At 43.8% G+C, this 26,598-nt stretch carries 23 protein-coding genes and 1 riboswitch; of the genes, 12 read left to right on the top strand and 11 right to left on the bottom strand.

Annotated features, from left to right (window positions below; translation table 11 throughout):
• Window positions 1–341: 341 nt before the first annotated feature.
• The 3 genes from CW735_RS14830 to yaaA all read right to left on the bottom strand — a co-directional run bounded on the left by CW735_RS14830 (window position 342) and on the right by yaaA (window position 5,125).
• The gene (locus tag CW735_RS14830) at window positions 342–1,376 is read right to left on the bottom strand and encodes an IS110 family transposase (RefSeq protein WP_100970735.1); all 1,035 of its coding nucleotides are present in this window, start codon (window positions 1,374–1,376) and stop codon (window positions 342–344) included.
• Between the two features lie 152 nt (window positions 1,377–1,528).
• Window positions 1,529–4,132, bottom strand: a complete 2,604-nt coding sequence (locus tag CW735_RS14835; protein WP_100972812.1) for an ExeM/NucH family extracellular endonuclease — start codon at window positions 4,130–4,132, stop codon at window positions 1,529–1,531.
• 213 nt (window positions 4,133–4,345) lie between these two features.
• Window positions 4,346–5,125, bottom strand: a complete 780-nt coding sequence (yaaA, locus tag CW735_RS14840; RefSeq protein ID WP_071980418.1) for a peroxide stress protein YaaA — start codon at window positions 5,123–5,125, stop codon at window positions 4,346–4,348.
• A 317-nt stretch (window positions 5,126–5,442) separates the two neighbouring features.
• Here yaaA and tal point away from each other — a divergent pair, with 317 nt between their 5' ends.
• The 3 genes from tal (at window position 5,443) to CW735_RS14855 (ending at window position 8,556) form a co-directional block, all read left to right on the top strand.
• Window positions 5,443–6,402, top strand: a complete 960-nt coding sequence (gene tal / locus CW735_RS14845) for a transaldolase (RefSeq protein WP_071980419.1) — start codon at window positions 5,443–5,445, stop codon at window positions 6,400–6,402.
• Window positions 6,403–6,415: 13 nt separating this feature from the next.
• The gene (pgi, locus tag CW735_RS14850) at window positions 6,416–8,065 is read left to right on the top strand and encodes a glucose-6-phosphate isomerase (RefSeq protein ID WP_100972813.1); all 1,650 of its coding nucleotides are present in this window, start codon (window positions 6,416–6,418) and stop codon (window positions 8,063–8,065) included.
• A gap of 314 nt (window positions 8,066–8,379) precedes the next feature.
• On the top strand, window positions 8,380–8,556 hold the full coding sequence (locus CW735_RS14855; protein ID WP_012519516.1) for a DUF3545 family protein: 177 nt from the start codon (window positions 8,380–8,382) through the stop codon (window positions 8,554–8,556).
• 55 nt (window positions 8,557–8,611) lie between these two features.
• Here the strand turns inward: CW735_RS14855 and ung are convergent, their stop codons facing one another.
• From ung to CW735_RS14880, 5 genes are all read right to left on the bottom strand, one after another.
• A complete protein-coding gene (gene ung / locus CW735_RS14860; RefSeq protein ID WP_100972814.1) occupies window positions 8,612–9,271 on the bottom strand; it encodes a uracil-DNA glycosylase in 660 nt (219 codons plus the stop codon).
• Window positions 9,268–10,554, bottom strand: coding sequence for a threonine synthase (gene thrC / locus CW735_RS14865; protein WP_100972815.1), 1,287 nt, complete (start codon window positions 10,552–10,554; stop codon window positions 9,268–9,270). The genes ung and thrC overlap by 4 nt, the downstream gene beginning before the upstream one ends.
• Window positions 10,555–10,615: 61 nt before the next feature.
• Complete coding sequence (gene thrB / locus CW735_RS14870) at window positions 10,616–11,566, bottom strand: homoserine kinase (RefSeq protein ID WP_071980423.1); 951 nt, start codon at window positions 11,564–11,566, stop codon at window positions 10,616–10,618.
• Between the two features lie 49 nt (window positions 11,567–11,615).
• Entirely contained in the window at window positions 11,616–14,081 is a 2,466-nt protein-coding gene (gene thrA, locus CW735_RS14875) for a bifunctional aspartate kinase/homoserine dehydrogenase I (RefSeq protein ID WP_071980424.1), read from the bottom strand.
• Window positions 14,082–14,371: 290 nt separating this feature from the next.
• Window positions 14,372–15,250: a LysR family transcriptional regulator gene (locus tag CW735_RS14880; protein WP_100972816.1), complete on the bottom strand. Its 879-nt coding sequence runs from the start codon at window positions 15,248–15,250 to the stop codon at window positions 14,372–14,374.
• A gap of 186 nt (window positions 15,251–15,436) precedes the next feature.
• Here CW735_RS14880 and CW735_RS14885 point away from each other — a divergent pair, with 186 nt between their 5' ends.
• The 6 genes from CW735_RS14885 (at window position 15,437) to arsB (ending at window position 20,392) form a co-directional block, all read left to right on the top strand.
• A complete protein-coding gene (locus CW735_RS14885) occupies window positions 15,437–16,594 on the top strand; it encodes an S-(hydroxymethyl)glutathione dehydrogenase/class III alcohol dehydrogenase (RefSeq protein WP_071980426.1) in 1,158 nt (385 codons plus the stop codon).
• 187 nt (window positions 16,595–16,781) lie between these two features.
• Complete coding sequence (locus CW735_RS14890; RefSeq protein WP_071980427.1) at window positions 16,782–17,444, top strand: hypothetical protein; 663 nt, start codon at window positions 16,782–16,784, stop codon at window positions 17,442–17,444.
• Window positions 17,445–17,721: 277 nt separating this feature from the next.
• A complete protein-coding gene (locus CW735_RS14895; RefSeq protein ID WP_100973285.1) occupies window positions 17,722–18,045 on the top strand; it encodes a metalloregulator ArsR/SmtB family transcription factor in 324 nt (107 codons plus the stop codon).
• A gap of 75 nt (window positions 18,046–18,120) precedes the next feature.
• Complete coding sequence (locus CW735_RS14900; protein WP_071980429.1) at window positions 18,121–18,588, top strand: arsenate reductase ArsC; 468 nt, start codon at window positions 18,121–18,123, stop codon at window positions 18,586–18,588.
• Window positions 18,588–19,316 (top strand): arsenical resistance protein ArsH, encoded by a 729-nt coding sequence (arsH, locus tag CW735_RS14905; protein ID WP_071980430.1) that lies wholly within the window; start codon window positions 18,588–18,590, stop codon window positions 19,314–19,316. Before CW735_RS14900 ends, arsH begins: the two co-directional genes overlap by 1 nt.
• A 50-nt stretch (window positions 19,317–19,366) precedes the next feature.
• Complete coding sequence (gene arsB / locus CW735_RS14910; RefSeq protein ID WP_071980431.1) at window positions 19,367–20,392, top strand: ACR3 family arsenite efflux transporter; 1,026 nt, start codon at window positions 19,367–19,369, stop codon at window positions 20,390–20,392.
• A 45-nt stretch (window positions 20,393–20,437) separates the two neighbouring features.
• Here the strand turns inward: arsB and CW735_RS14915 are convergent, their stop codons facing one another.
• Complete coding sequence (locus CW735_RS14915; RefSeq protein WP_232368299.1) at window positions 20,438–20,788, bottom strand: response regulator; 351 nt, start codon at window positions 20,786–20,788, stop codon at window positions 20,438–20,440.
• A gap of 248 nt (window positions 20,789–21,036) precedes the next feature.
• Between CW735_RS14915 and aceK the strand changes: the two genes are divergently transcribed.
• The 3 genes from aceK to CW735_RS14930 all read left to right on the top strand — a co-directional run bounded on the left by aceK (window position 21,037) and on the right by CW735_RS14930 (window position 25,005).
• Entirely contained in the window at window positions 21,037–22,767 is a 1,731-nt protein-coding gene (gene aceK, locus CW735_RS14920) for a bifunctional isocitrate dehydrogenase kinase/phosphatase (protein ID WP_071980433.1), read from the top strand.
• Window positions 22,768–22,903: 136 nt separating this feature from the next.
• Complete coding sequence (locus CW735_RS14925; RefSeq protein ID WP_071980434.1) at window positions 22,904–23,584, top strand: response regulator transcription factor; 681 nt, start codon at window positions 22,904–22,906, stop codon at window positions 23,582–23,584.
• Complete coding sequence (locus CW735_RS14930; protein WP_100972817.1) at window positions 23,581–25,005, top strand: sensor histidine kinase; 1,425 nt, start codon at window positions 23,581–23,583, stop codon at window positions 25,003–25,005. The genes CW735_RS14925 and CW735_RS14930 overlap by 4 nt, the downstream gene beginning before the upstream one ends.
• Window positions 25,006–25,221: 216 nt before the next feature.
• Here CW735_RS14930 and CW735_RS14935 read toward each other — a convergent pair whose 3' ends face one another.
• Window positions 25,222–25,782: a manganese efflux pump MntP gene (locus CW735_RS14935; protein WP_100972818.1), complete on the bottom strand. Its 561-nt coding sequence runs from the start codon at window positions 25,780–25,782 to the stop codon at window positions 25,222–25,224.
• Window positions 25,783–25,822: 40 nt separating this feature from the next.
• Window positions 25,823–25,969, bottom strand: a riboswitch (yybP-ykoY riboswitch).
• Between the two features lie 38 nt (window positions 25,970–26,007).
• Window positions 26,008–26,559, bottom strand: a complete 552-nt coding sequence (locus CW735_RS14940) for a DUF3833 domain-containing protein (RefSeq protein WP_071980436.1) — start codon at window positions 26,557–26,559, stop codon at window positions 26,008–26,010.
• Window positions 26,560–26,598: the final 39 nt, after the last annotated feature.

Raw genomic sequence — 26,598 nt, forward strand, 5'->3', positions numbered from 1 at the left:
AAAGAATTATCAAAAAAAAGCTGCGCTTGAGCGCAGCTTTATCACAGTGATTTTATACCATATATGGACCCTCTCCGATTGCAAGACACCGTGTTGACTTATTAACGTGATTCATTGCTGCCATATATTCGGCTTTTTCATGAAGTCATTTGACTTCTAGCCTTGATGGTTGTTCGCACCTTGTTGTCTCATCAATCCGGCGGCCTCGAAGGCCATTGGTATAAACTGATTTGAACAAGATGGTTATGAACCGTTAATCATCAGTACATTGTCTTTTTGCAATATGTTGATAGGCTTCCTGTTTTAGATTATTTACTTAACTTTGGTTTGGGTTTCATCGGCTAAGCCGCTGCTTTATTTATCAGTCCCGGCTGATAATCCTGTTGGTAATGCAGCATAGCCCAGGCCATTCTTACCATTTTGTTAGCCAGTGCGACGCACGCCTTGTTAAAGCTCATGCGGGCTAAACATGCCCGACACCACTGACTCACGTTATCGGTTTTATCTCCAATATGGCGCAAGGCGGCTCTGGCTCCGTTAATCATCTGGGTGCGTAAATACGTGTTCCCTCGCTTGCTAATACCTAACAACCTCGGGTTATCTCCCGTTGTATGTTGTTTGGGCACTACACCTAACCAAGCGGCTAAATGTCGGCCGCTATTAAAAGCCTGGCCTTGTCCAATGCCTGCATATAACGCGGTAGCAATCAATGGCCCGATTCCTGTCATGCTCATTAAACGCTCGCATACAGGCTGGCTTTGTGAGAACGCTTTCAACTCCTTGTCCATTTCTTTTATGCGCTCCCGCAGTTCCCGCAAATCATTGAGTAAGCCTTGAAACTGTCGGCGAGCTAGCATACTCAATCCATTGTCAGCCTCTTCCAGGGTAAAAGGCAGTTCTTTCACCAAAGCCGCTACACCCCGTGCATACACAATACCGTATTCGCTCAACAAGCCTCTTATCTGATTACTCAACGCCGTTTGCTGCGCTATCATACGCTCTCTAATCCGATGCATAAGCTGGACATCTTGTTGTTCCTGAGACTTAAACGGCACAAATCGCATCCCTTCGCGTTGTGAAGCCTCGGCTATCGCCTCTGCATCATTGTAATCATGTTTATTGCCTTTTCGGTATGCTACAACGTATTGCGGTGCTATCGCTTTGACTTCATGCCCGGCTTTCGTCAATTCCCTGCACCAGTAATGGCAACTTCCACAGGCTTCCATCACTACAATGCTTGGCTCCAGATGACTAAAATAGGACAACATCTGGTGACGCCTTAACTTCTTCTTTCTGAGCACTCTGCCTGATTGATTCATAAAAACTAAATGAAAAACAGACTTGGCGATATCAAGACCTATTGTTATCTTATTCATGTGACCCTCTTCTTCTTGATAGTGATTTGAATAACTCTATCTTGGCTCATTTGAAGCCTTTATGGGAGGAGAGGGTCCATACCATTAATACGGCTTGCAACATGGCGGCCTAAATAGCTACCTTTTGCAGCATCACAAGAAAGATGATTGCTTTATTTACCCGTATTAACAAAACTCACGCAGTCACCTTGATTTTTAAACGTACTTCCGTCATGACGGTTCAGTGTTTTCCAGTTACCCTTTTTACATTGGGATTTGTCTTCAGGAACTACATTTAAATTAATGCCCACAATCACAGGGTCGTGGTCCGAACTTCTAAAAGCATTAGGTTCGAATAATGCATCTTGTGCATCTTTTTTAAATGACGTGTCGTAATCGAAAATATCAGGCTCGTCAGCATTAATGTGCCAAACCTGTGTATTTATTACTTGCTCCGTCAAAACAGATGATGACAAGGCATGGTCAAGATATCCCACCTGACCATCAAATACATAAGAGTAAGCAAACTCGCCTTCATATTTGGCTACTAAATCAGTAAAACCTGACGACGTTATTGTTAAGATAGGATCTTCTTTATCGTAACTATTCAAATCGCCAATAACTAATACATCGGGGTCGCCACTGTTTGTAGGATCTGTAGCGATCCAATCAACGAACGCTTTTGCAGCGTCATTGCGCACGTCGTTACAATTCCCTTGTCCGTCTTGCATATCTACATCACCAAAATCTTCACAATCGCTGCCCTTAGACTTTAGGTGATTTACGGCAACAGAAAGCACACCGCCTCGCTGTTTTTCTCGGAAAGTTTGTAACAGAACAGGCCTATTTAACTGGTCTATAAAACGACTATCGACAGAAGAGTCTATTGTTGCAAACGCGCCCTCAGTTTCCACGCTTTCTTGTTTATAGATTAATCCTACTTTAATTGCATCTGTACCAATGGTTCCGGTATCTACATAAGCGTAAACCTCACTACCCAAAACGCCATTTACGCTATCGGTAAGATCCTTTAACGATACATCTGGGTTATTTTCTATTTCAATAAGACCCACAATATCAGCATCTATATCTACAAGCGCAGCAACTATTTTTTGCTTTTGGCGCTCGAATTCTTCGCTGTTATCTGCGCCTCGGCACGAACTATCATTCGGTCCGCAACGGTTTCCGTTTTCATCTAAGGTGGTAAAATAATTTAGTACATTAAATGAAGCTACCGTAATATCACTTTCAAAAGCGGGAGCGCTCTGTCTTGGGTTAGTTTCAAGGAATTGAGCCCCTGATGTTGGCTGAATTCGATACGCGCCAAACGCCTGATGCATAACCCCGTTTAAAAATTGCACCGTATCTCCGCCACGGAACCTATTCGTTAAAGAAAAGACATCGCCATTAGGGTGTATGGCAGGATCAGCGTTTTGCGACGTACGGCCGTCATCTAACGTAATTTTTGCTTGGCTGTTAGCGATATCTCTTTGTTCAAATGCACTAGAACCAGGCGCTTCTATCGCCGTTGGTGTTATCAAGCGATTTTCGTTGTTTAGTGGTAGCGCAAGCACAATTTCACCAAACCTATCAAAATTAAAGTATTCTGAAATGACCAAAGGCTGCTCCAGAATTATTCGCATGCCCTCTACCGACTCGAGATCCAAATCATCATTGATGGGAAGCGTTAACGACACCGCCTCAGGAAGGGGTTGCCCCTCAGCATTTACTACCACCGAATCAGCACTAACCTGCGTCATTCCACTAAACTCTGAAACAGAGCCTATCACGCTTACGACATCACCAATTTTGACATCTACGGAAGGAGAAGAACCATCAAAAATAAATATTCCCTCAGAGGTCAGCGGGTTACCATCTGGTGTCAATGATTGAAGAAAGAAACCACGAAGATCACCGTTATCGGTTTCATCATTACGCTGGTAATCCCCGACAACGATACCTTCAACAATGACTTCCTCACCGCTCAACTCTGTTGAAAAGCCAGTGCCTTGAATATCCGCTATGGAAACAAGCTCTGGACCGGTAGGCTCGCTTTCTTCGAACCCACTAATAATTGATAAGTTTTGAAACGCAAACGCTTCACTGCCGCCATTAGATGATGCAGTAAGCGTCACCTGCAAAGTTGCTCCCGTGCCCTCAATTGCTGCTCGAATAGTCTTTAATTTGTTAGAAAGCTGTGTATCGTTGGCAAATAAAGGGTCGTTTAATTCAAATGAGCTACCACCTGCCAAGGTGTAAGAGGCGCTTCCAGATTCATCAACAGAACTAGCAATTAAAACCTGCTCGACGCCTCCATCAATTGAGGCTGTAATAGTGAAAAAATCTGAATTTTCAAAATCCCCCATCGCACCAATATCTATCGATAACCCTAACTGGGGAGCTCCACTAATATCAAATACCCATTGCGCGCTTACAGGCTCGCTGTTATCTGGGTTTACTGTGTCGGTTACGCCGAAAAATTCATCACCGTTGTTATCATCAATGATGCCCAGGCTGTCGCCGGTAAAAGTAGAAAGGCTGTCGTCTAACACGGCAAAAGGTATGCTGTCAGATACCCCTCGTTGATACTTCTGGAATCCATCAGCAGATGATGAAAAAGCGTCTCGCTGAGTATTTTGATAACTAATTAGATTAGTCGAAGAACTTTGATTCATATCGCCGGCTATGGCGATTTCCGCTGCCGACGCCTCTATTACTGGGTTGGAAGTGAGTATCGCGCCTACTGAAATTGCTAATGTCGTCTTTATTATTTTCATTAAACTTTCCTGTTTATTTATAGAAACTGTCTTTTAGGACAGGGGGAAAAACAAACAGTAAAGGTATAAACAACATACTACAAGAAAATGACAGCGCTAAAAAAAGCCCTTTTACTGGGAAAGCAAAAGGGCTATTCAATTCTCGTGTTTGATAAAGAGAAGTCTATCAGCAGCAAAACTTCGCACTTGTTAAGATCTGAGCAGACCCAGTTATTACTGCGCCTCTTGATTACGCAAAAATACTAACTCGGTAGAGGAGCTTTGCTCTTCACTGAAGCTATATCCATCAGTATCAAAGGCTTTTAATCCGTCCACGTCAGCTACTTTGTTCTCAATAATATAGCGCGCCATAAGGCCTCGCGCTTTTTTGGCGAAAAAGCTAATGATCTTATATTGACCATTTTTGCAGTCTTTGAACGTAGGCGTAATCACCATGCCGTCTAATTCTTTTTTCTTTACTGCTTTGAAATATTCATTAGACGCCAAATTAATAAGCACATTGTCACCTTGAGCACTAAGGGCTTCATTGAGTACTTTCGTAATGCGGTCGCCCCAAAATGCGTACAGGTCTTTTCCCTCTGGGTTAGACAGTTTCGTCCCCATTTCCAAGCGGTAGGCTTGCATTAGATCAAGCGGACGTAAAAGGCCATACAGCCCAGATAAGATTCTTAAGTGATCTTGTGCAAACGCTACAGACTCGTCATCTAACGAATATGCATCAAGCCCTGTGTAAACGTCGCCATTAAACGCATACATAGCTTGCCGTGCATTGTTTGTATTGAAGGGAGTGGAAAATTCAGCAAACCGATTTGCATTTAATGTTGCTAGCTTATCGCTGATTTTCATCAATGACGATAAATCTGCAGGCGACAATGTGCGGCACACTTCCATTAAGCGCGCGGTATCGTCCATCATACTTGGCTGAGTATATGTGCTGACCGGCACTTCTGTATCAAAATCAAGATTTTTTGCTGGGGAAACTACAACTAACATGAAAACTCCTTCGGTTTTTGCAGTCAATGCTTATCGGCATTTGCTGAACAACATGGCGCAAGTATATCACCACCGTCATGGGAAAAAATAATGGCAGAGAACAAAGACACCAATTGGGCTAACAGAGAAATCCGATTAGCCGTAAATTAGCGCTGATACGCTATAAATATTCATGCGATTTTGATATAACTGTGCATAATTATAAATTAATTGACGTTATCAAACGTCAGCGCCCTACATACGCAAAAACGAACCGTTTTAGTCAACTTGCTCTTCTGGCAAGTTGTGCAAATTTTGAATGACTATTAGAGAGAATTATGAGCAATCAGCTAGCATCGTTACGTGATATCACTACCGTTGTTGCCGACACCGGTGACATTGACGCTATTAAAAAGTACCAGCCCGTAGACGCTACAACAAATCCGTCTTTGTTATTAAAAGCAGCTGGCCTACCGCAATATGCAAGCTTGATTGACGACGCAGTGGCATGGGCTAAATTACAGTCTAGTGACGCAGAGCAACAGCTTGTTGATGCGTCGGACAAACTTGCCGTAGCCATCGGTAAAGAAATTTCAGGAACGATTCCAGGGCGAATTTCTACCGAAGTTGATGCTCGCTTATCGTTTGATACCGCTGCCACTATCGAAAAAGCAGAGCGTTTGGTTCAGCTATACAAAGACGCTGGTATTGATAAGTCTCGTATTCTCATCAAAATTGCATCTACATGGGAAGGCATTCAAGCTGCAGAAGCGTTAGAGAAAAAAGGCATTCAGTGTAACCTAACCTTGTTATTCAGCTTCGCTCAGGCACGAGCATGTGCTGAAGCGGGCGCATACCTAATTTCACCTTTTGTTGGCCGTATTTTAGATTGGTATAAAAAGTCTACCGGTAAAGAGTCATACTCTGCCAGTGAGGACCCAGGGGTAGTATCAGTAACAAGCATTTATAACTACTACAAAGAACACGGCTACAAAACTGTTGTTATGGGCGCAAGCTTCCGCAATATCGGTGAAATTCAAGCCCTTGCTGGCTGCGACCGCCTAACTATTAGCCCAGCATTACTTGAAGAGCTAGCAAACGAGCCAGGTGAGTTAGAAGTTATGCTCAAAGATGGTGGTGCGACAAAAACACCAGGGCCTCGCCTAACTGAGGGTGAGTTCCGTTGGGACATGAACCAAGACGCAATGGCGACAGAAAAATTATCTGAAGGTATCCGTAACTTTGCTGCAGACCAAGATAAGCTTGAGACTCTGCTTCGCGAAAAACTGAATGCGTAAGGACCAGACTACGATGAGTGTATTAACATCACTTCCTGAATGGAAAGAGCTAAGTAAAATTGCAGAGTCCGTTAAAAGCGCTCACATGCGCGACTGGTTTGCATCTGATGGTGAACGCGCTGAAAAAATGAGTCTTAGCGCATGCGGAATATATCTCGATTACTCTAAAAACCGAGTTAACGAAGCCGCGCTTTCCTCTCTTTTCGACCTTGCTCGTGCATGTAATATTGAAACCATTCGAACTAACATGTTCGAGGGCGAGCAAATTAACTCTACTGAGGGTCGTGCCGTATTGCACACCGCGCTGCGTAATTTCTCTGACCGCCCTGTTATGGTAGACGGCAAGGATGTGATGCCTGAAGTGCATGCAACGCTTGAAAAAATGAAAGGCTTTACCGAGTCTATTCATAGCGGCGAGCACAAAGGTTACACAGGAAAACCAATCAAGCATATTGTTGCTATTGGTATTGGCGGCTCTTTTCTAGGCCCTAAAATCATGACTGAGGCGCTAAAACCTCACACTGTTGATGCCGTAAAAGTGCATTTTGTTGCTAACGTAGATGGCTGCCATATTCACGACGTGCTTTCAGGTCTGAATTTTGAAGAAACCTTAGTTGTGATGTCTTCAAAGTCATTTACTACGCAAGAAACGCTGCAGAATACGCTAACGGCCAAAGATTGGTTCTTAAAGTCCGGTGGCACGCAACAAGACATTGCTAAACACTTTGTGGCGGTGTCATCTAACGTTAAAGCAGCCACCGACTTCGGTATCAGTGAAGATAACATCTTTCCAATGTGGGACTGGGTTGGTGGACGTTACTCGTTATGGTCGGCTATTGGCCTACCTATTTCACTGGCATTGGGTTTTGACAACTTTAAGGCATTGCTTGAAGGTGCTTTTGAAATGGATACCCATTTCACAACAGCACCACTTGAAGAAAACATGCCGGTACTTCTCGCTTTGTTAGGCGTATGGTATCGCAACTTCTTCGACGCACAGTCTCACGTATTACTGCCCTACTATCACTATCTTCGTGGCTTACCGGCTTACGTTCAGCAGCTTGATATGGAAAGTAATGGTAAAGAGGTAACTCAGGCTGGAGATAGTGTTGATTACCCTACAGGCCCTATAATTTGGGGCAGTGAAGGAACCAATGGCCAACACAGCTTTCATCAGCTAATTCACCAAGGCTCGGGCATTATTCCTGCCGACTTTATGTTGCCATTAAACGTGCCGAACCAAGATGATACCCACCACGCTATGCTTGCTTCTAACTGCTTTGGTCAAACTCAAGCTCTTATGCAGGGTAAATCCTTCGAAGCCTGTTATGCAGACCTAGATGGTAAAGGTTTGGATGATGCTGAACGCAAACGCTTGGCGGCACATAAAAAAATGCCAGGGAACAAACCCAGCAATACTTTTCTGTTCGACAGCCTAACGCCCAAAACTCTTGGCGCGTTGGTTGCAATGTATGAACATAAGGTATTCGTTCAGGGCGTTATCTGGAACCTTAACTCGTTCGACCAATGGGGCGTAGAGTTAGGTAAAGTACTAGGAAAACAAGTACTTGCAGGCATTCAAGGTGAAGCGAGCAAAGACGATTTCGACGCTTCTACACAACAGTTGATTGCTAAATTCAGAGCAGCGAATGCACCAAAATAAGGAAAACAGGGGATAGAAAATCATCCCCATTTGGTGCAATAAACAAACTGAACGGCCGGCTTACCCCCGGCCGTTTTTTGTTGGTCGTATCAATTAGTGTCCGAGTTGTTAAAGCCAATCCGGGCATTATTAATACAATTTATAAAGCTGCCTTATGTCTGACGTTCCTTAGCCGTTTCATAAAACTGCCATACATTGTTAATAAAAGGTAAACAAAACTATTTTATTTTGGTGTCGGCTGTGATAAAAAATGTACAGAGGGAAATTACTAAATTGCTCTGTATTAGTTGTAGTGGTGTAAAAAGGAGATCCCAATGGATAAATCAGATCTATTTGCCATGTTAGACATCGAAGCAAGTCCAGCAAAAACAAAAAGCAAAAAAAGAAAGTGGAGAGAAATCGAAGCGCTACAGGATCGATACAAATTAGAAAAAGAACTCGCTGAGTTAGACTGTGGTTTTGAGTACGAACTTGAAACACTAGAAAGATAACAAAAAGCCGCCTGAGAAATCAGGCGGCTTTTTTCTTTTTAGGCGCTATTAAAAGCTATACTTGCCAATGAATAGGCGGTTTGCCCGCCTGTGCAAGAAACTGATTGGTTTGGCTGAACGGCCGGCTGCCGAAAAAACCTCTGTGCGCAGAAAGCGGAGAAGGATGTGGTGCGTGCAAAACACAGTGCTTTTCTCTGTTTATGCTATCGCCTTTTCTTTGTGCGTGACTTCCCCACAGTAAAAACACAACACCCTCGCGGTGTTCATTTACTGCATCTATCACTTTATCGGTGAAGGTTTCCCACCCCCACTTTGCATGACTGTGTGCTTTACCTTGTTCAACAGTAAGCACAGTATTTAATAACAATACGCCCTGCTGTGCCCACGACAACAAATCTCCGTGGTTGGGAACTACAAAGCCTTCTATGTCGCTAGCCAGTTCTTTGTATATATTCTTTAAAGAAGGAGGAATTTTTACCCCGGGTAAAACCGAGAAACACAACCCATGTGCCTGATTAGGACCGTGATAGGGATCTTGACCTAATATTACAACTCGAACGTCTTCCAATGCGGTTATTGAAAATGCAGTAAACACATCTTCTTTAGGCGGATATATAATTTTACCCGCCTCTCTTTCTGCCTGAACCTGTAGCATCAACTCTCGAAAATAAGGTTTTGCCTTTTCGTCTGCTAATGCCTCAGTCCATGTCATCATGGTTTTAAAAGGCTCATCATGTGCTGTTTCAACGCCTCGTAAGACGCCGGCAAATCCACTGCTAAGCTATCTTCACCCGCAACATCAGCAAGAGGCTTTGGCAAGCTTATTGGGTTGCCCAACACATTTTCTACAGTTTCACGGAATTTTGCAGGGTGTGCCGTACCTAAGAACAGGCCAATTTCACCCTCTTCTAAATCGTGACTTACTGCACGATAAGCAATAGCAGCGTGAGGCTCACTGGTGTAACCCTGCTGTGCTAACTGACGCATAGCCAACTGGGTATACTCTTCATCAACCATTTCGCCTTTTAAACAGGCTTTGTCGATATATCCACGCTCAATAAGCGCTTCGATACGGGGCCAGTTATTGGGCTGACTTACGTCCATTGCATTTGAGATAGTCGAAACGGTAGATTTAGGATCCCACTCACCAGTTTTTAAGTAACGCGGAACCGTATCATTCAAATTGGTGGCAGCAATGAAGCGTTTTATCGGTAAGCCCATCGCTTTAGCAATCATGCCAGCAGTTAAGTTACCAAAATTACCGCTTGGTACAGAAATTACCACCTGATCGCGTTTTTCTTTTGGAAGTTGACTCATCGCTTCAAAGTAGTAACAAACCTGAGCAAGTAACCGGCTTATATTGATAGAGTTTGCAGAGTTAAGATGCAAACCTTCACGCACATCTGGGTCGTCAAAAGCAGTTTTAACCAGTGATTGACAGGCGTCAAAGTCGGCTTCTACCGCAACTGTATGAATATTGTCGCCCAACGTAGTAAATAGCTTTTCTTGTAGTTTGCTTATCTTATCTTTGGGAAACAAAATTACCACGTTGATATTATCAATGCCGTGGAACGCATGAGCAACGGCAGCACCAGTATCCCCTGAGGTAGCGGTTAAAATGGTGATTGGCTTACCCTCACTAATGCGAGATAAGGTTTGCGCCATAAAGCGCCCGCCAAAATCTTTAAACGCCAGTGTGGGACCATGGAAAAGTTCGAGTGAATACACATTGTCATTCACTTTTTCGACCGGTGCGCCAAATGAGAATGCGGTCTCAACAATAGCATTAAGCTCGCATTCTCCTAATTCATCGCCAATAAGCGTGCGTAATACTTCTATACTGCGCTCAACGAAGGGCTTCTCCAGTAGACCATCTATGTCGTCTAGCGCTGGAATTGTTTCAGGGAAATACAGGCCTTGGTTTTTACCTAAGCCTCGTTTTACTGCTTCTGCAAAACTTGCCGTGTCTGATGCGTCTTTTAAATTTACCAATTCCACTTTCTTTACCTTTATTAATTCTTAGTGCGCCTAAATAGGCGCTGCGTCCAGCCTACTGCAATTACTCACTAGTGATAAGTGTACCGAGCTTAGGAACCTGACACACATGGCTAAAACCATCTTCATTTTGTATGTAATTTGAACTCAAATAGTCCGCAATTTTTTCAGCTTGCGCCTTACTATTGCAAACTGCGAATACGGTTGGCCCAGAGCCAGAAATACCAAACGCCAATGCTCCCTCACTGTCGCTATATGCTCTAGCTTCGTCAAACCCTGGAAGCAAAGATTTTCTATACGGCTCTGCAATCACATCTTTCATTACCGATGCGGCAAGTGAAAACTCACCTTCATGAAGTGCATGTACAAATACGCCAAGCTGTCTGCCAAATGTGAGTGCAGTTGACATATCCACCTGCTTGGGAAGAATATCTCTTGCCGCCGCGGTCGACACACTAATTCCTGAATAGCATATCGCATAATACCATTCATCATTAAGGGGTAAAGACAGGGTTACCGGAGAGGTAGCTCCCGTCATCAGCGTCATGCCGCCAAGAAAACATGGCGCCACGTTGTCATAATGAATGCTGCCGCTTATCTGCCCCTCTAACTCCCCCATCATAGTAAGTAGAGTGTTGTCGTCAAATGGACTATCAAAGTAAGCATTAAGCCCCGCAAAAGCAGCGACGATGGAGCTTGCACTCGAGCCAAGCCCGCTGCCAATAGGAAGATTTTTGTGCAAAGTAATGGCAACAGGTGCTAACTGACGGCCCTCACTCTCCATTTTTTCGCAGAAGTAGTAATAGCACTTGGTGACAATATTACTGCCTGCGTCGCCGGGCAATTTGTGCGCAAACGCACCAACAGTCTCAAGAGAAAACTGCTCAGCAGATGCTATTTCTACTTCATCACCCAGTTTAGTGCCGTTGACGGGTGCAAGGGCAGCGCCAAGAACATCAAAACCGAGACTGACGTTGCCTATTGAAGCTGGCGCATAAGCGCGAATTACTTTCATATTAAAAAACTCTTTTTAAAAGCTTTGTTTAAATGCTTCGTTTAAACACTCAGTAAGCCATTTGTTTCCACGGCATAGTGCGCAGAATATCTGCAAACACACCTGCGGCAGTTACTGTACCGCCAGCGCCATAGCCGCGTATTACATAGGGAATAGGATTATAGTAATCGCTGTTAATAGCGAGCGCGTTCTCACCGTCTTTTACTTGTGAAAGCGGGTTGCTTGCAGGTACAGCTTGAATACTTACCTTACATTTCCCATCTTCGATACTGCCAATGTAGCGCAATACCTTCCCTTCAGACTTAGCACTTTCAACGCGCTTAGCAAATTCGCTGTCTAGCTCTGGCAGTTGAGCCATGAACTCATCAACTGAGCAGGATTCTGCGAAGCCAGATGGCAGCACCGACTCTATTTCTATATCACTTAGTTCAAGTGCCAAATCGGCCTCACGGGCCATTATTAATAACTTACGCGCCACATCCATTCCACTTAGGTCATCTCTTGGGTCTGGTTCAGTGAAGCCGTTTTTCTTCGCTGTTTCTGTCGCTTGAGACAGCGTCATCCCTTCTTCTAGCTTACCGAAAACATAAGAAAGGCTACCTGACAATATGCCCTCGAATCTGTGTAATACGTCGCCCGCACTAAATAATTTTTGCAGGTTATCAATAACTGGCAAGCCTGCGCCTACCGTTGTTTCATAAAGATATTGACGGTTTGTTGCTTGTGCCGTTTTACGAAGTTTGCGGTAGTATTCCATTGCTGATGTGTTGGCCTTTTTATTCGGCGTAACAACGTGGAATCCGCTTTCCATCATATCTACGTATTGGTTAGCTATGGCTTCATGACTAGTGCAGTCAACAATAACTGGGTTTACCAGACTATTGTCATTCACAAATTGATAGAGACGCTCAACACTTAAACCTTCGCCAGCAGCTTCTAATGCCGCTTTCCAGTCGCTGCTCAAATCAATACCCTGACTGTTGAGCAGCAGCTTGCGGCTGTTTGCCATGCCGTAAACACGAAGCTGCACGTTTCGCGCTAATAAAGCTGGCTGCTGCTTGGCAATTTGCGCCAACAACTCACTGCCTACATTTCCGCATCCTACAAGAAAGACGTCAATGGTATGTCTGTCTGAGAAGAAATTTTGATGAATAACTTTCACCGCTTTTTTCGCCCGTTTGCTTTCTATAACCGTAGAAATAGAGCGCTCTGAAGACCCCTGTGCTATTGCTACGTTATTCACTCTCGCCTGAGCTAAAGAGTTAAAGAAACGCGCTGCAAGCCCTTTGGTTTGGCGCATGCCATCACCCACAAGCGTAACTATGGCTAAGTCGTGACGTACTTCAATAGGGTCAAGCAACTGATTTTGTAACTCTAGTGCAAACGCGTCTTCTAATAAATTTAGCGCTTTGTTGGCGTCTTTGCTTTGAATACAAAAACTAATTGAGTACTCAGACGACGACTGCGTGATTAAACTAATAGATATGTTGGCATTCGACATCACTTCGAATACGCGACTTGCCATACCCACCATTCCTTTTAAACCGGGGCCTGCAACGTTGAACATGGTGACGTTATCAAGCTGAGATATCCCTTTCACCGATGTCCATTTTTCACTTTTCTCATTGCTGATTAAGGTGCCAGGAGCAGCAGGATTTAGCGTATTGCGAATAAGGCATGGTATATGGTGCTGAGCAATAGGGCCTATTGTTTTAGGGTGCAGCACTTTTGCGCCGAAGTAGGAAAGCTCCATGGCTTCCTGATACGTAAGCTTGTCGAGTAAAACTGCGCCCTCAACTTGGTTAGGATCAGCATTGTAGACGCCATCTACGTCAGTCCAAATTTCACAGCAGCTTGCATCGATACACGCAGCCAAAATAGCGGCTGAATAGTCTGAGCCGTTGCGACCCAAGGTTACTTTCTGGCCTTCTTCATTCGCCGCAACAAACCCAGGCATGATTAAAAATTCACTGCCATCAACTGGAACATCGGTAAATCTTGCTTTACTCAATGCTACGTCGGCAATACTGTCTAGATACTCACCGTCAGCAAGAATGTAGGTTACTGGGTCGATAATGCGATTTTTTACACCTTTGGCAGAAAGTATGGCACTGAATAGCGTCACAGAGATGTACTCGCCAATACTCAATATGCCCGCTGCTACATTGTCAGGTGCAACACCAAGTAGATTGATGCCCTGCAAATGTTTTTTCAATACTGCTAAATGGCTGTCAATAAACGCAATAACGCTGTTGTATTCAAAGCCATCTAACTCTTCATTTAAACTATTCGCGATACCGGTTACTGTCGCGTTTAACTTATCGAGTAATGGCTGAAAGTCTTCACCCGCTGCTGCTTGTTCGCACAATAGAGAAAGTGCGTTGGTTACGCCTTTGGGGGCCGAGAGAACTACGGCAGCACCGTCGGTTTGGTGAGTGTCCATGCTAATCTCTGTAACCCGCAAATAACGCGGTGCATCGGCAAGAGAAGACCCTCCAAACTTTAAGACTTTCATATGCTACTCCTTAAGGTTGCGCATGCTAAAACGTGTAAAAAAAAGCCCGCTCTGTTTGAGGCGGGCTTTCGTTGTCTTTTGCGTATTTGCACTAGTCACCGACCGCCCTATTTAAGGTGGTAATAAACATCATGGTGGTGCGAATCGCTAGAATCTTTTTCATAGCTTCAATTTGCCGTATAGACGTCTATCTGTCAACCGCAGTTTTCACCACACTGTATTTCAGTTTGTGCAACACTTAAGTGAAATCATTTCCTTTTTAGGTATAAAACATGAATTTTTGCCATGCCTTATCTGTCGTCTGTCAGGTTTTCCGACAAAAAATCAACAAGTAATCGAATTTTGGGTGCCACATTGCGATTAGAAGGAAATACCGTCCATATGGCCTCTTGCTTGTCTTTGTAATCTGGTAAGACCTCCACAAGCTGTCCTTGTGCAATGGAATCTCTGACATAAAAACCAGGTAATTGCGTAAGTCCTAGTCCGTTAATTGCCGCAGCCTTTAGGGCGTTTCCACTGTTATATCGTACTCTGCCGCTAACACTAACGGTTTGAACATCATTGTTGATTAAAAAGCGCCAGTAAGGCTGAGAGCCAACAAGTAAACTGTGCTGTTTTAAATCTTCGAGTGACGTGGGTATTGAATTATTTTGAAGGTATTCACGGCTGCCACACACATAAAGTTGACGGGTAGCCAGTTTTTTTGCGATGAGCGAAGAATCCTCCAGTTTCCCAATACGTATTGCCAAATCTAAGCCTTGCTCCACAATATCTAATGTATCGTTTGAAAATGCGCACTGTATGCTTATGCCAGAATACGTTTCAAGAAAGCGATTGAGCAAAGGCGCGATAAACGCTTCACCGAAGGCGACAGGAGCGGTTAGCTTTATTAGTCCTTGTGGCGATTGCTGTAATGCGCTTACAGACAGTTGCGCGTTTTCTAACACAGATAGCGCAGGGTTTGTTTGTTCAAAGTACAGCTTTCCCGCCTCTGTTAGAGAGACATTACGCGTGGTGCGATGAAGCAACTTCACCCCTAAACGCTTTTCTAAGGTCGCTACTTTTCTACTCACCTGTGCCACCGAGGTGTCCAATCTATTGGCGGCACCAGTAAAGTTGCCTACGCTAGCCACGCTACAAAACTCAACAATACCGTCTAAATTTTTCATTTCTCTCCTACGTTCGCCACCTGCACCCTATGCGCAAAAATACGCCCTAAAGTAGTAATGATAGGTTTATTATTACAAATATGAAATAGTGATTTACTAAATCTGTATATATCTGTGTGGCTTCCTCTCCTATACTTGCTCTACTAGCACGAACATCAACCCACCCGTAATGATAGGAGTAACAGTATGAGCTCGTTCAAAGATTCATTAAGCGAAGGTCAAACCCATATTAAATCGAAAGCCGCGGTAGCATGGGGACCCGGCGAACCGCTTAAGATGGAAGAAATAGATGTTGAGTTGCCGAAGAAAGGCGAAGTTTTAGTTCGCATCAAGGCAACCGGCGTTTGTCATACCGATGCATTTACGCTTTCTGGCGAAGATCCTGAAGGTGTATTTCCTTCAGTTCTCGGTCACGAAGGCGGTGGTGTAGTAGAAATGGTTGGCGAGGGCGTAACTAGCGTCGAGGTTGGCGATCATGTTATCCCACTATACACAGCGGAATGCGGAGAGTGTAAGTTTTGTACTTCGGGCAAAACAAACCTATGCCAAGCAGTGCGAGCTACTCAAGGAAAAGGGCTAATGCCAGACGGCACAAGTCGCTTTTCTAAAGACGGCGAGCCTATCTATCATTACATGGGTTGCTCTACTTTTTCTGAGTTTACTGTTTTACCCGAAATTTCACTGGCTAAAGTAAACAAAACTGCACCTCTTGAAGAAGTTTGCTTGTTAGGTTGCGGCGTTACCACCGGCATGGGTGCAGTATTGAATACGGCGAAGGTGCAAGAAGGCGATACCGTCGCTATTTTCGGTCTAGGCGGCATTGGCTTATCTGCAATAATTGGTGCACGAATGGCTGGCGCAAAGCGCATTATTGGTATCGATATAAACGAAAGCAAGTTTGAACTAGCGAAACAGCTAGGGGCAACAGATTTAATCAATCCCAAAGATTACGACAAGCCCATTCAAGACGTTATTGTGGAACTCACCGATGGTGGTGTTGATTACTCATTTGAGTGTATAGGTAATGTAGATGTCATGCGCTCTGCTCTTGAGTGCTGTCATAAAGGTTGGGGAGAGTCGGTTATTATTGGTGTAGCAGGTGCTGGCCAAGAAATCTCTACTCGCCCATTCCAGTTAGTCACAGGACGGGTATGGCGCGGTTCTGCTTTTGGTGGCGTGAAGGGTCGCTCTCAGCTGCCAGGTATTGTAGAGCAGTATTTAAACGGTGAATTTGGCCTGCAAGAGTTTATTACCCACACCATGGGCCTCGACGAAATCAATGACGCGTTCGACCTCATGCATAAAGGCGAAAGCATTCGCTCTGTTGTACACATGGATAAATAGCGGCGCTCTCCAATAGAAGCCGCAACTAGTTTCAAGTAGACAATCTAGCAAAAAATATAGTAAGACAGCCCGCCAAGTAAACGTGACGGGCTGTTTTGCTTTAGCACTCAGAAAAACTTGTTAGTTCTTTATAATGCGATAGTGTTAATGGGGTACCTGCGTATGTATTAACCCTTAAGGTCGCTCTATGAATTCATTTGCATTAAGAAAAACTCCGTCACGACGTTTATTAAAATCTTCTCTTTTGGCAACCACATTATTTGTCGTTAACTTTTCTGTTATCGCAGTCTCTCAAGAGCCAGGGAAAGAAACCTCAAACGAGCAGAAGCTAAGCGCTCAAAAGATAGATAGCCTAGCCTCTCTTACCAACCTCCAAACCAATAACGACTTTATGTACTCATCGGGTTTGCCTGCAAAAACACATTTGTCTCTGTTGAAAAATCAGGGGGTCTCTCACGTTGTAGACCTTATCCCTGGCGATCGCTCTCAAGAAATTGTAAGTGCTTCAGAAATAGGACTAACATATTTCAATGTGCCGGTTGATTGGGAAAAGCCTGCGCTTGCAGACTTTTTAAACTATGCAGCTTTTATGCAGGGCGTTGACCAAAAATCAGATAAAGTTCTCACTCATTGCAAGCTTAACTGGCGCGGCGCATCTTTTACCTACTTATATCGAGTGAATGTGCTTGGCGAAGATGAAGCTATCGCGAAAAAAGATTTATTATCAATTTGGCAGCCAAACCCAACCTGGTATCAGTTTATGGATAATGTAATTGCCCACTATAACGCCATAAACGACACACAAGTGGCTATGTCTTTCGATGCATACATTCCTGAGCCTTCAAGCTAGAGTCATTTAGCATTTGAAAAAAGAGGCTTGAGCGCGTTGCTCAAGCTTCTTTTTTTAAGTTGGAATTAGCTAATACCTCTTTTATCACACCTATTTCTCTTCTCTTACTTTTTAAAATATACCCAGGCTGTGTTGCTTTTTTCAGATTAATAGCTGTTTCAAAATAAAACATATGAAATTTCAGATATGATTTGACACATATGGTTTTCCGTATACCATTAAAACATACGATATTTCATATATGTAATATAACGGTGACTGCTAAATGAATTGTGCTATGTCTCCTCTGAGTTTTTTTAAGTGCCTGTCTGAAGATACTCGGCTAAAAACACTTCTTTTACTAAGTTTTGCAGACGAGCTTTGCGTATGCGACTTAACCGAAGCTTTGCAGTTAAGTCAGCCAAAGATATCTAGACACCTTGCGGATTTGCGCAGATGTGAACTCGTCGTCGATGAGCGCAGAGGAAAGTGGGTCTATTACAAAATTAACCCAGCATTACCAGCATGGGCGTTTGAAGTGATTACCTCGACGGCAAAAGAAAACCCTAATTATATAAGCGAAGCAAAATCAAAGCTGAACTGCTGCCAGTCTATTTGTTGAAGCAGTGTTTTTAATACCATTGCGGCCCATTGCGTGCTGCATGAGCTCTCTACTCACTAGGTAAAAAGGATTACAATGAAAGTTCTTTATATTTGCACACATAACCGTTGCCGAAGCATTCTTTGCGAAGCTATCTCAAATGCATCTTCAGGTAAATTGCAGGCGAGAAGTGCGGGAAGTCAGCCCGTTGGAGAGGTACACCCCCTTTCACTGAAATACTTAGCGCAAAAAGAGTATAACGTAGAGGGGCTAGAGAGTCAGTCTTGGGATGAATTTGAAGATTTCGAGCCCGATCTAGTTATTACCGTGTGCGACTCTGCAGCGGGAGAAAGCTGCCCATTCTATTTTAGCAAATCATTAAAAGTACACTGGGGATTAGAAGATCCATCTAAGTTAGAGGGCAGCGAGCAAGATAAAGCCGAAGCGTTTTATCACACTATTGAGCTTATTGAACAGCGAGTTTCGGCTTTAACTGCGATCTCTGAGAAAAACCTATCCCAAGAGCAACTTAAAAACGAACTGCTTTCATTGGGGGCAAGCTAATGACAAAAGCAGCTTTACAAGATGAAACCTTGCCCTCTGCAAATATTCAAAAAGATAAAATGCACAAGCCAGAAGCGGAAGACTTTTCGCCCTCGCTTTCCTCACATAAACCGCGCATTCTCTTGCTTTATGGTTCGCTGCGTGAACGCTCTTACAGCCGTTTAGTGATAGAAGAGGCGGCCAGACTTTTAGAATATTTTGGCGCCGAAGCGAAAGTGTACGACCCCAAAGGGCTTCCGCAGCCTGATACTGAAGATGCCGACCACCCGAAAGTGAAAGAGTTGCGCGACCTTATGATTTGGTCTGAAGGTCAAATCTGGTGTTCTCCAGAACGTCATGGAAGTATAACGGGCATTATGAAAAGCATCATTGACTGGGTTCCTCTCAACATGGGGGGCATTCGACCGACTCAAGGTAAAACCTTAGCAGTTATGCAAGTCAGTGGCGGCTCACAGTCTTTTAATGCGGTAAACCAAATGCGAATCTTGGGCCGTTGGATGCGCATGGTGACTATTCCCAATCAGTCTTCCGTTGCCAAGGCTTTCCTTGAATTTGAGGAAGACGGTCGTATGAAACCCTCCGCATATTACAACCGCATTGTAGATGTTGTGGAAGAGTTGGTGAAATTTACGCTACTCACAAGAGACAACAGCGCATTTTTAGTCGACCGTTATTCAGAGCGAGTTGAAAGTGCTGAAGAGGTAAGCAAACGTGTTAATCAAAAATAGACAGTATTTATCATTTATCTCTAGCAAAACAACGTTAACAGGTACAAAAAATGGGCTTCTTTGAACGATATCTTTCCGTATGGGTGGGACTGTGTATAGCTATTGGCGTAGGTATTGGCTATGCAGCACCGCAACTTTTTGAGTCTATTGCAGCACTAGAATATGCCCACGTTAATTTAGTAGTTGCAGTATTAATTTGGTTAATGATTTATCCAATGATGGTACAGATTGACTTCAGCTCAATTAAGGATGTAGGTAAAAAACCCAAAGGTTTGGTGCTTACCTTAGTGATCAACTGGTTAATAAAACCGTTTACCATGGCTCTGTTGGGCTGGCTATTTTTTAAAGTTATTTTTGCTGACATGGTAGACCCCCAAACCGCCACTGAATACATTGCGGGCATGATTTTACTCGGTGTTGCACCCTGCACTGCAATGGTGTTCGTATGGAGCCATCTTACCAAAGGCGACGCTAACTACACCCTTGTACAAGTGTCGATTAACGACCTCATTATGGTTGTGGCATTCGCACCACTAACGGCACTTCTTCTTGGTGTTACTGATATTACTGTACCCTGGGACACGCTGCTTCTGTCCGTGGCGCTATATGTGGTTTTCCCGCTAATTGCAGGTTTCGTTACTCGTAAACGTATTGAGAAAAGAGGCTCTGATGCGGTTAATAAATTAGTAGAGAGCTTTAAGCCTTTTTCAATTTGTGGGCTTTTGCTCACCATCGTTATTTTATTTGGATTACAAGCCAACACTATACTCGCGCAACCTCAAGATATAGTGCTAATAGCGGTGCCGCTGCTCATACAAACCTATGGTATTTTTGCTATTGCTTACGTTGCCGCGAAGAAAATAAAGCTGCCCCATAATATTGCGGCTCCTGCCTGTATGATTGGCACATCTAACTTTTTTGAGTTGGCCGTAGCCGTGGCGATATCGCTATTTGGTTTGCACAGTGGCGCAGCATTAGCAACGGTAGTGGGCGTTCTAGTGGAGGTGCCTGTCATGCTTTCCCTGGTTTGGTTTGCTAACAAAACTCGCCACTGGTTTGATCAAGCACCCACTTAAATGGTGAGGTGAAAGACTACAGTAAAATTTTGATGCCCTCGGCCACTACATCGCCAGGGCATCAGCTTCTTTTTGAGGTTCCAAAAAGCCAAACTTTTTCAACACCTCGTGTAACCGTTTACTTTCAAGGGGCTTGGGAACAAAGTCTAGTGCTCCCAATGAAGCAACTTTTCTGTGACTAATTGGCTGAATATTTCCTGAAACAACAATGACAAAGGTTTCTAATCCCCTTCGTTTTATCTCACTTAATACGCTTAACCCGCCCAGTACCGGCATAGTAAGGTCTAATAACATCAGGTCTATAGGGTGATGTGCAAGAACTTCTAAGGCGTCAACCCCGTTTGTAACCTCAAAGGTATTATTTGTAAAACCAGCAGGAAGGCTTTGTGTCATCATTTTCCGCGCCAGCGCGGAATCGTCACAAATTAACACATTAAAACTCATCGGGGCTCATTACGGCTGATTTCCATAACCATAAGCTACCTTAAACTAAAGTATAATAAAACAAAATAAGTCGCTAATTATTGGTGACTTAGCGCAAAAAATCTGCGTCTAGCCATGCCTACGTATTTTTTTTGTGATAAACATAGAAGGTTAACTAAAATGTAGAATTATGCTTAGAACCTGCACAAAGGAACCTTCCAATGCAAAGCACCATGTCTGTACAGGAAACGTCACTAGCCAAAAAAGCGGCCTATTTGGTGTTATCTCATTTTGACAAAAGTTACAGGTGGTTCACACGAATAACTCGTGGTGCACAACAGCGTTTTGAAAAAGGTGATTGGAAGGAAACCCAACAAGCATCAAGAGAACGCATCACAATTTACGAACAGAGCTTATCTGACGCAGTGGCGGAAATTTATCATTTAACCTCTGTGCACAAAAAAGACGATGGATTCTGGCGCGAACTCAAAAAAGTCTTTGCAATGCAGTTAGAAGGCCACCCACAGTTTGAACTTGCCGAAACATTCTTCAACTCGGTTATCGGGCGAATATTTAAGCACCGAAAAATAGACAACGACATGATGTTTGTACAGCCAAGCCGTTGCTATCTGCCCGGCCAAGACAGACATAAAGTGATTAATAGCTTTGATACCACCACTACGGTAAGAGAGATGTACGAGTCTATTTTCTCTCTTTATCGATACAACATTCCCTTTGAAGATTACGAACGAGACTTAAAAAATTTGGAAGACGCTCTAAGGGCGAGATTGACAACAGCTCAGCTTGCTAGCGTGCATGCGGTAGAAATATTAAAGCCTACTTTCTTTAGAGGAAAAGCAGCCTACTTGATTGGCCGTATCTGTATGCCAGATGAAACCCTTCCTTTTGTTATTGCTATGCGTCGATACAATGAACCCAACATGTTTGTCGATGCGCTGCTTACCGATAGAAAAGATTTAAGCGTTATTTTTGGCTTTGCGAGAAGCTACTTTATGGCCGACACGCAAAACCCGGCTGAAGTAGCGGCATTTTTACAAGAGCTGTTGCCTAACAAAAAACACTTCGAACTTTACATGGCCATGGGTCATTACAAGCATGGCAAAACGGTTTTCTATCGTAACTTTCTTGCACATCTTGATACCTCTGACGATCAGTTTGAAGCAGCCCCTGGCATTCGCGGCCTAGTAATGATGGTATTTCACCTTCCTTCTTACGGGGTAGTTTTTAAAATCATAAAGGACGAGTTTCCAGAGAGTAAAAAAATAACCCGAGACCACGTTAAAGAATGCTACAAGCTAGTGAAAATGTCAGATCGTATCGGCAGAATGGCAGACACGCACGAATACGTTAATTTCCGGTTTCCTCTAGACCGCCTCTCGCCCGAGCTTATTGAAGAGCTGCAGGCAACTTGCGCGTCAAGTCTCGAGTTTACTGAAACAGAGTTAGTCATTAAACACATGTATATTGAGCGCAAAATGACGCCGCTGAATTTATACCTACAACAGGAAACGGATGAAGAAAAAATAACAAACGCGCTAGATGAGCTCGGCATGTGCATTAAACAGATAGCCATGGCGAATATATTCCCGGGCGATATGCTGCACAAAAACTTCGGAATCACACGACATGGGCGGGTTATTTTTTACGACTACGACGAAATTTGCCTTATGAACGAACGACATTTTCGCGCGCTTCCAAAATCTGACGATCCCTACGCAATCGACACACTCTCCGTTGGTCCCACCGATGTATTTCCAGAGCAGTTCGAACACTTCATTGTTGGCAAACGAAAACTTAAAGATATTTTAAAGTCGCTGCATGGTGACTTAATGACGCCGGAGTACTGGCATAACGTTCAGCTTAAGTGCCAGCGTGGCGATGTTCAGCACTTTACGCCTTACGGAGAAAGTAAGCGATTCAAGCGCAGTTAACACTGACAAAACTTGTAGCAGAAATAATGCCTCAGTAGTGTAAAAGTGATCGCTTTTTATCTCCTGACACGTAAAAGAAACCGTAAGCCAATAGCGGTCTTACTCCACGTTTCAACATAAAAGTAGAAGTGTAATCATGAAAGTGTTACTTGTAGAAGATGATCCAAAGGTTGCCTCGCACATTGCAAATGGACTGTTAGGCGAAGGTCATGAATGTATTACTGCGGGTGACGGAGCATCTGGCTATAAAGAAGCAACTTCAAACGAATTAGACGTTGTTATTCTTGATGTGATGCTTCCAGAGTATGACGGGTTTACTGTTTTGGAAAAATTAAGAGAAGCAGATAACCATACCCCAGTTCTACTGCTAAGCGCTAAAAGCCAGGTAGAGGATAAGGTACGCGGTCTTCGTACTGGTGCTAACGACTACCTAACCAAACCATTTGCGTTTGAAGAATTATTGGCGCGAATTGAAGGCTTGGCAGGCCGAGCAAAAGAAGGTGACGATAAAACGCTCATTAAGCTTGGCGACTTAACGCTAGACTTGGTGAATCGCAAAGTGCTGTGTGGCGACCAAGAAATAGAGTTGCAGTCTAAGGAATTTCAACTGCTAGAGTGCTTACTTCGTCACAAAGGCAAAGTAGTTACACGTAGTATGCTTCTTGAGCAGGTGTGGAATTATCACTTCGACCCTCAAACCAACGTGATTGATGTACATATAAGCCGTCTGCGTCAAAAAGTGGATAAGGCATTTAATGTTCCATTAATTGAAACAGTGCGAGGCACAGGCTACCGCATCGCCGATAACGCTACATGATAGCGATACGGGACTTCACGAGAAGTTCAAGCTTTCGTGTTGGCGCGCTGCTTACTACGCTGGCCAGTGTTGCAATCGTTCTTATTGTTTACTTTTGGCGATTAACAAGCAGCGATCTTTTTATCACCGAATCTACTGCGGCAATTAACGCAAAAATTGCCGCTCTTTCCCAGGTCCATCAAACTTTGGGGATCGATGCTGTAAAGCAAGCAATTGACAGCGGACAGTTTTCACAAAACCCTATCCTTAACGACGGTTCTCAAGCAAACAATGCAGATGCTATTGAGGCAGAACGTTCCCTTCGTTCCTTTATCGTGCTGAGCAAAAATGAGCAGTTTATTGCCGGAAATCTCGCAGGCATTCCTCTTATATTAGAAAGGAACGAACGCGCTAATTTTAATACCGCGGAAATAGTTATCACGTTGCCAAACAGTGGAGATCGTAAGACGCTAAGACAAGCGTTGGTTCGTGAAGTAAGACTTGGCGAACACACACTAACCGTGGGACGAGGTATCGACGATTTATACAGCGCTCAGTGGTTTGGAAAAGCCTTTAGCTGGATCATTGTTGTTCTTCTGTCTATGTTAAGTGTTTTAAGCTTTGCCATTGCAGTTTACGTGGTCAATCGTATTAACCGAATGTCTCAAACTGCCGATAAAATTATCAAGACAGGAAGCTTAGAGGAGCGCTTAGAGATAGACAGCAACTGGGATGATTTAAGCAGCCTATCTACCGTATTCAATCGCATGCTTGATACCATTGAAAGCTCTGTAAATAACATTAAAACGGTTACCGACAGTATTGCTCACGATTTGCGAACGCCACTCGCGCGCTTGCGTAACACATTAGAGCAAATCGACGACGAAAAGTTACGGGAAGAAACTACACATGAAGCAGATAATCTGCTTAATATGTTTAATAGTTTATTGAGAATAAGTGGCCTTGAAACTACCAATAAAAAAGAAGGGTTTTGCGAAACTGATGTTCGCGCCATTGTTGAAGATGTTGTCGACCTCTATCACCCTCTAGCTGAAGACAGAAAGATCACCCTCACCAGCGCACTAAATCCAGTTTCTATGACAGCCGATCCGAATTTGCTATTTCAAGCCGTGGCTAACGTGCTTGATAACGCATTAAAATACTCACCCGATGGCAGTCGTGTGGTGGTTCAACTCACGTCTACCAAAACCCACCATGTTATTTCAATTAACGATGCTGGTATGGGTGTGGGAGAGCATGAGCTTGAAAGCTTGGAAAGACGCTTTTATCGCGCCGATGGCAGCAGAACCAGTAAAGGAAATGGATTAGGCCTGTCTCTTGTTTCCGCTATTGTGAAACTACATGACGGCAAAGTGTGGTTTGTTCACGACCCTCTGATGCAGGGTTCGGGTTTGGGCGTTGTTTTAAGCTTTAAGATTTAGACGTTAATACTTCTTAGTCGAGCCCCACATTTCGCTGCAATAATTAGTGGTACTGTAGGGATTTGAGCTTTAATCAGTTGTGGCATAACCCGTTATTGTTTGCTATTGAAGCACTAACTACGCGAACAATGCACAGTTAGCGCCTTATATAGACAACTGGACAACTGAATAACATAACAGCGTAGGTGAGCACTGCACTGAGTGAATTAAAGAATGTCAAAGCGTGTGACTGGCGAAAATCCAAATGCCCACGGCAATAAGAATTATCCCGCCGAATGTTTCTGCCCGTTTACCTATCAAAGAGCCCATTGCGCTGCCTAGCATAATACCCACCGTTACCATCAAAAACGTTGCAGAACCAATCAGTGCCGAAGCAAGGGCGATATTGATGTCAACTAAAGCAAGGCCAACCCCCACTGCCATCGCATCAATACTTGTACCTAAAGCAGTAAAACATAATAAAAGTAATGACTGTTTTTGCCCACGATCGTCCTCATCATCAGCAGGTTGAAGGCTTTCAAGTATCATGTAAACGCCTAATCCAGACAAAATGATTAATGCAATCCAACGATCCCAAGCTTCTACAAAAGATGCGGCAGCACGCCCTATAAACCATCCAATGACGGGCGTGGACGCTTCTATTACGCCAAATATAAAACCAATCTTAATAGCATAGCTTAAACGAGGGCGCTTTATTTTCACACCTTTGCCTATTGCAGCAGCAAAAGCATCAGTAGACATGGCAAAGGCAAGGAGAATGAGGGCGAAGATAGTCATATTTTTTAACTCCGGTCAGGCATTATTGAGTCCACGATAAAACCACACGCCTGACCTTAGGGCATGGAATTATCGATGGTCTCGCCAACCGAAAGGTGTCTGTACCATGGTAATGTGACCAATTATGTTGATACAAACTTTTCCATATAAGATGGAAACAGGCTACTCCCCAACGAAGGGCTCTATGTTAATACAAAAAGCCCTTTCAAGACAATGTGATTATGCTTACTGCTTCTGCATGAATATGGTGACTTCAGCCATGACTATGCCAAACTTTCGAATATACGAGCGGTTCATCATAGTAGTTTCGTCGAACGCCCAAAACCAATCATCAAAAGTTACTGAATAGGTAGTATCATCTACTGGCAAATCCATTTCATAGTGGAAATTAAAGGCGTTGCCATAAGACGTGCCAGTGGCCGGGCCTTTCACATCACCCGCTCTGCCGATAAAGGTACCGTCACCTTGCTTAACAATCTTCCAAGTGCGTTGAGTGGGCCCCTCGCCTACGCCGTAAACAAAGCTTTCATCCAGCGTTAACGTGTCACCGTCAATAGAACCGTCGATATCTACTTTGAAGCGCTGTACTACTTCACCAGAGCGGTTTTGTACAATGCCCCACGCCTTCACGTCGCCGTCAAAAAACTGCTCGATATTAAACGCAGGCTCGACAGCCGTATAATCTTTGCCATCCACCGAGACTGAACAACCGCTTAATGTAAAGGCGGTAACCCCAACTCCAACCAATGCGTAAGTTGCTCGTTTAATTGTATTCATAATTAACCTGTTATCTTAAAAATATTGTGTGAAAAATAG

The sequence above is a fragment of the Alteromonas sp. MB-3u-76 genome (genome assembly GCF_002831605.1).
Lineage (GTDB): Bacteria > Pseudomonadota > Gammaproteobacteria > Enterobacterales > Alteromonadaceae > Alteromonas > Alteromonas hispanica.

Coding starts and splice junctions, on each gene's coding strand:
- CW735_RS14830 (WP_100970735.1), bottom strand. CDS start 1,376: ATGAATAAGATAACAATAGGTCTTGATATCGCCAAGTCTGTTTTTCAT.
- CW735_RS14835 (WP_100972812.1), bottom strand. CDS start 4,132: ATGAAAATAATAAAGACGACATTAGCAATTTCAGTAGGCGCGATACTC.
- yaaA (WP_071980418.1), bottom strand. CDS start 5,125: ATGTTAGTTGTAGTTTCCCCAGCAAAAAATCTTGATTTTGATACAGAA.
- tal (WP_071980419.1), top strand. CDS start 5,443: ATGAGCAATCAGCTAGCATCGTTACGTGATATCACTACCGTTGTTGCC.
- pgi (WP_100972813.1), top strand. CDS start 6,416: ATGAGTGTATTAACATCACTTCCTGAATGGAAAGAGCTAAGTAAAATT.
- CW735_RS14855 (WP_012519516.1), top strand. CDS start 8,380: ATGGATAAATCAGATCTATTTGCCATGTTAGACATCGAAGCAAGTCCA.
- ung (WP_100972814.1), bottom strand. CDS start 9,271: ATGATGACATGGACTGAGGCATTAGCAGACGAAAAGGCAAAACCTTAT.
- thrB (WP_071980423.1), bottom strand. CDS start 11,566: ATGAAAGTAATTCGCGCTTATGCGCCAGCTTCAATAGGCAACGTCAGT.
- thrA (WP_071980424.1), bottom strand. CDS start 14,081: ATGAAAGTCTTAAAGTTTGGAGGGTCTTCTCTTGCCGATGCACCGCGT.
- CW735_RS14880 (WP_100972816.1), bottom strand. CDS start 15,250: ATGAAAAATTTAGACGGTATTGTTGAGTTTTGTAGCGTGGCTAGCGTA.
- CW735_RS14885 (WP_071980426.1), top strand. CDS start 15,437: ATGAGCTCGTTCAAAGATTCATTAAGCGAAGGTCAAACCCATATTAAA.
- CW735_RS14890 (WP_071980427.1), top strand. CDS start 16,782: ATGAATTCATTTGCATTAAGAAAAACTCCGTCACGACGTTTATTAAAA.
- CW735_RS14895 (WP_100973285.1), top strand. CDS start 17,722: ATGTCTCCTCTGAGTTTTTTTAAGTGCCTGTCTGAAGATACTCGGCTA.
- CW735_RS14900 (WP_071980429.1), top strand. CDS start 18,121: ATGAAAGTTCTTTATATTTGCACACATAACCGTTGCCGAAGCATTCTT.
- arsH (WP_071980430.1), top strand. CDS start 18,588: ATGACAAAAGCAGCTTTACAAGATGAAACCTTGCCCTCTGCAAATATT.
- arsB (WP_071980431.1), top strand. CDS start 19,367: ATGGGCTTCTTTGAACGATATCTTTCCGTATGGGTGGGACTGTGTATA.
- CW735_RS14915 (WP_232368299.1), bottom strand. CDS start 20,788: ATGATGACACAAAGCCTTCCTGCTGGTTTTACAAATAATACCTTTGAG.
- aceK (WP_071980433.1), top strand. CDS start 21,037: ATGCAAAGCACCATGTCTGTACAGGAAACGTCACTAGCCAAAAAAGCG.
- CW735_RS14925 (WP_071980434.1), top strand. CDS start 22,904: ATGAAAGTGTTACTTGTAGAAGATGATCCAAAGGTTGCCTCGCACATT.
- CW735_RS14930 (WP_100972817.1), top strand. CDS start 23,581: ATGATAGCGATACGGGACTTCACGAGAAGTTCAAGCTTTCGTGTTGGC.
- CW735_RS14935 (WP_100972818.1), bottom strand. CDS start 25,782: ATGACTATCTTCGCCCTCATTCTCCTTGCCTTTGCCATGTCTACTGAT.
- CW735_RS14940 (WP_071980436.1), bottom strand. CDS start 26,559: ATGAATACAATTAAACGAGCAACTTACGCATTGGTTGGAGTTGGGGTT.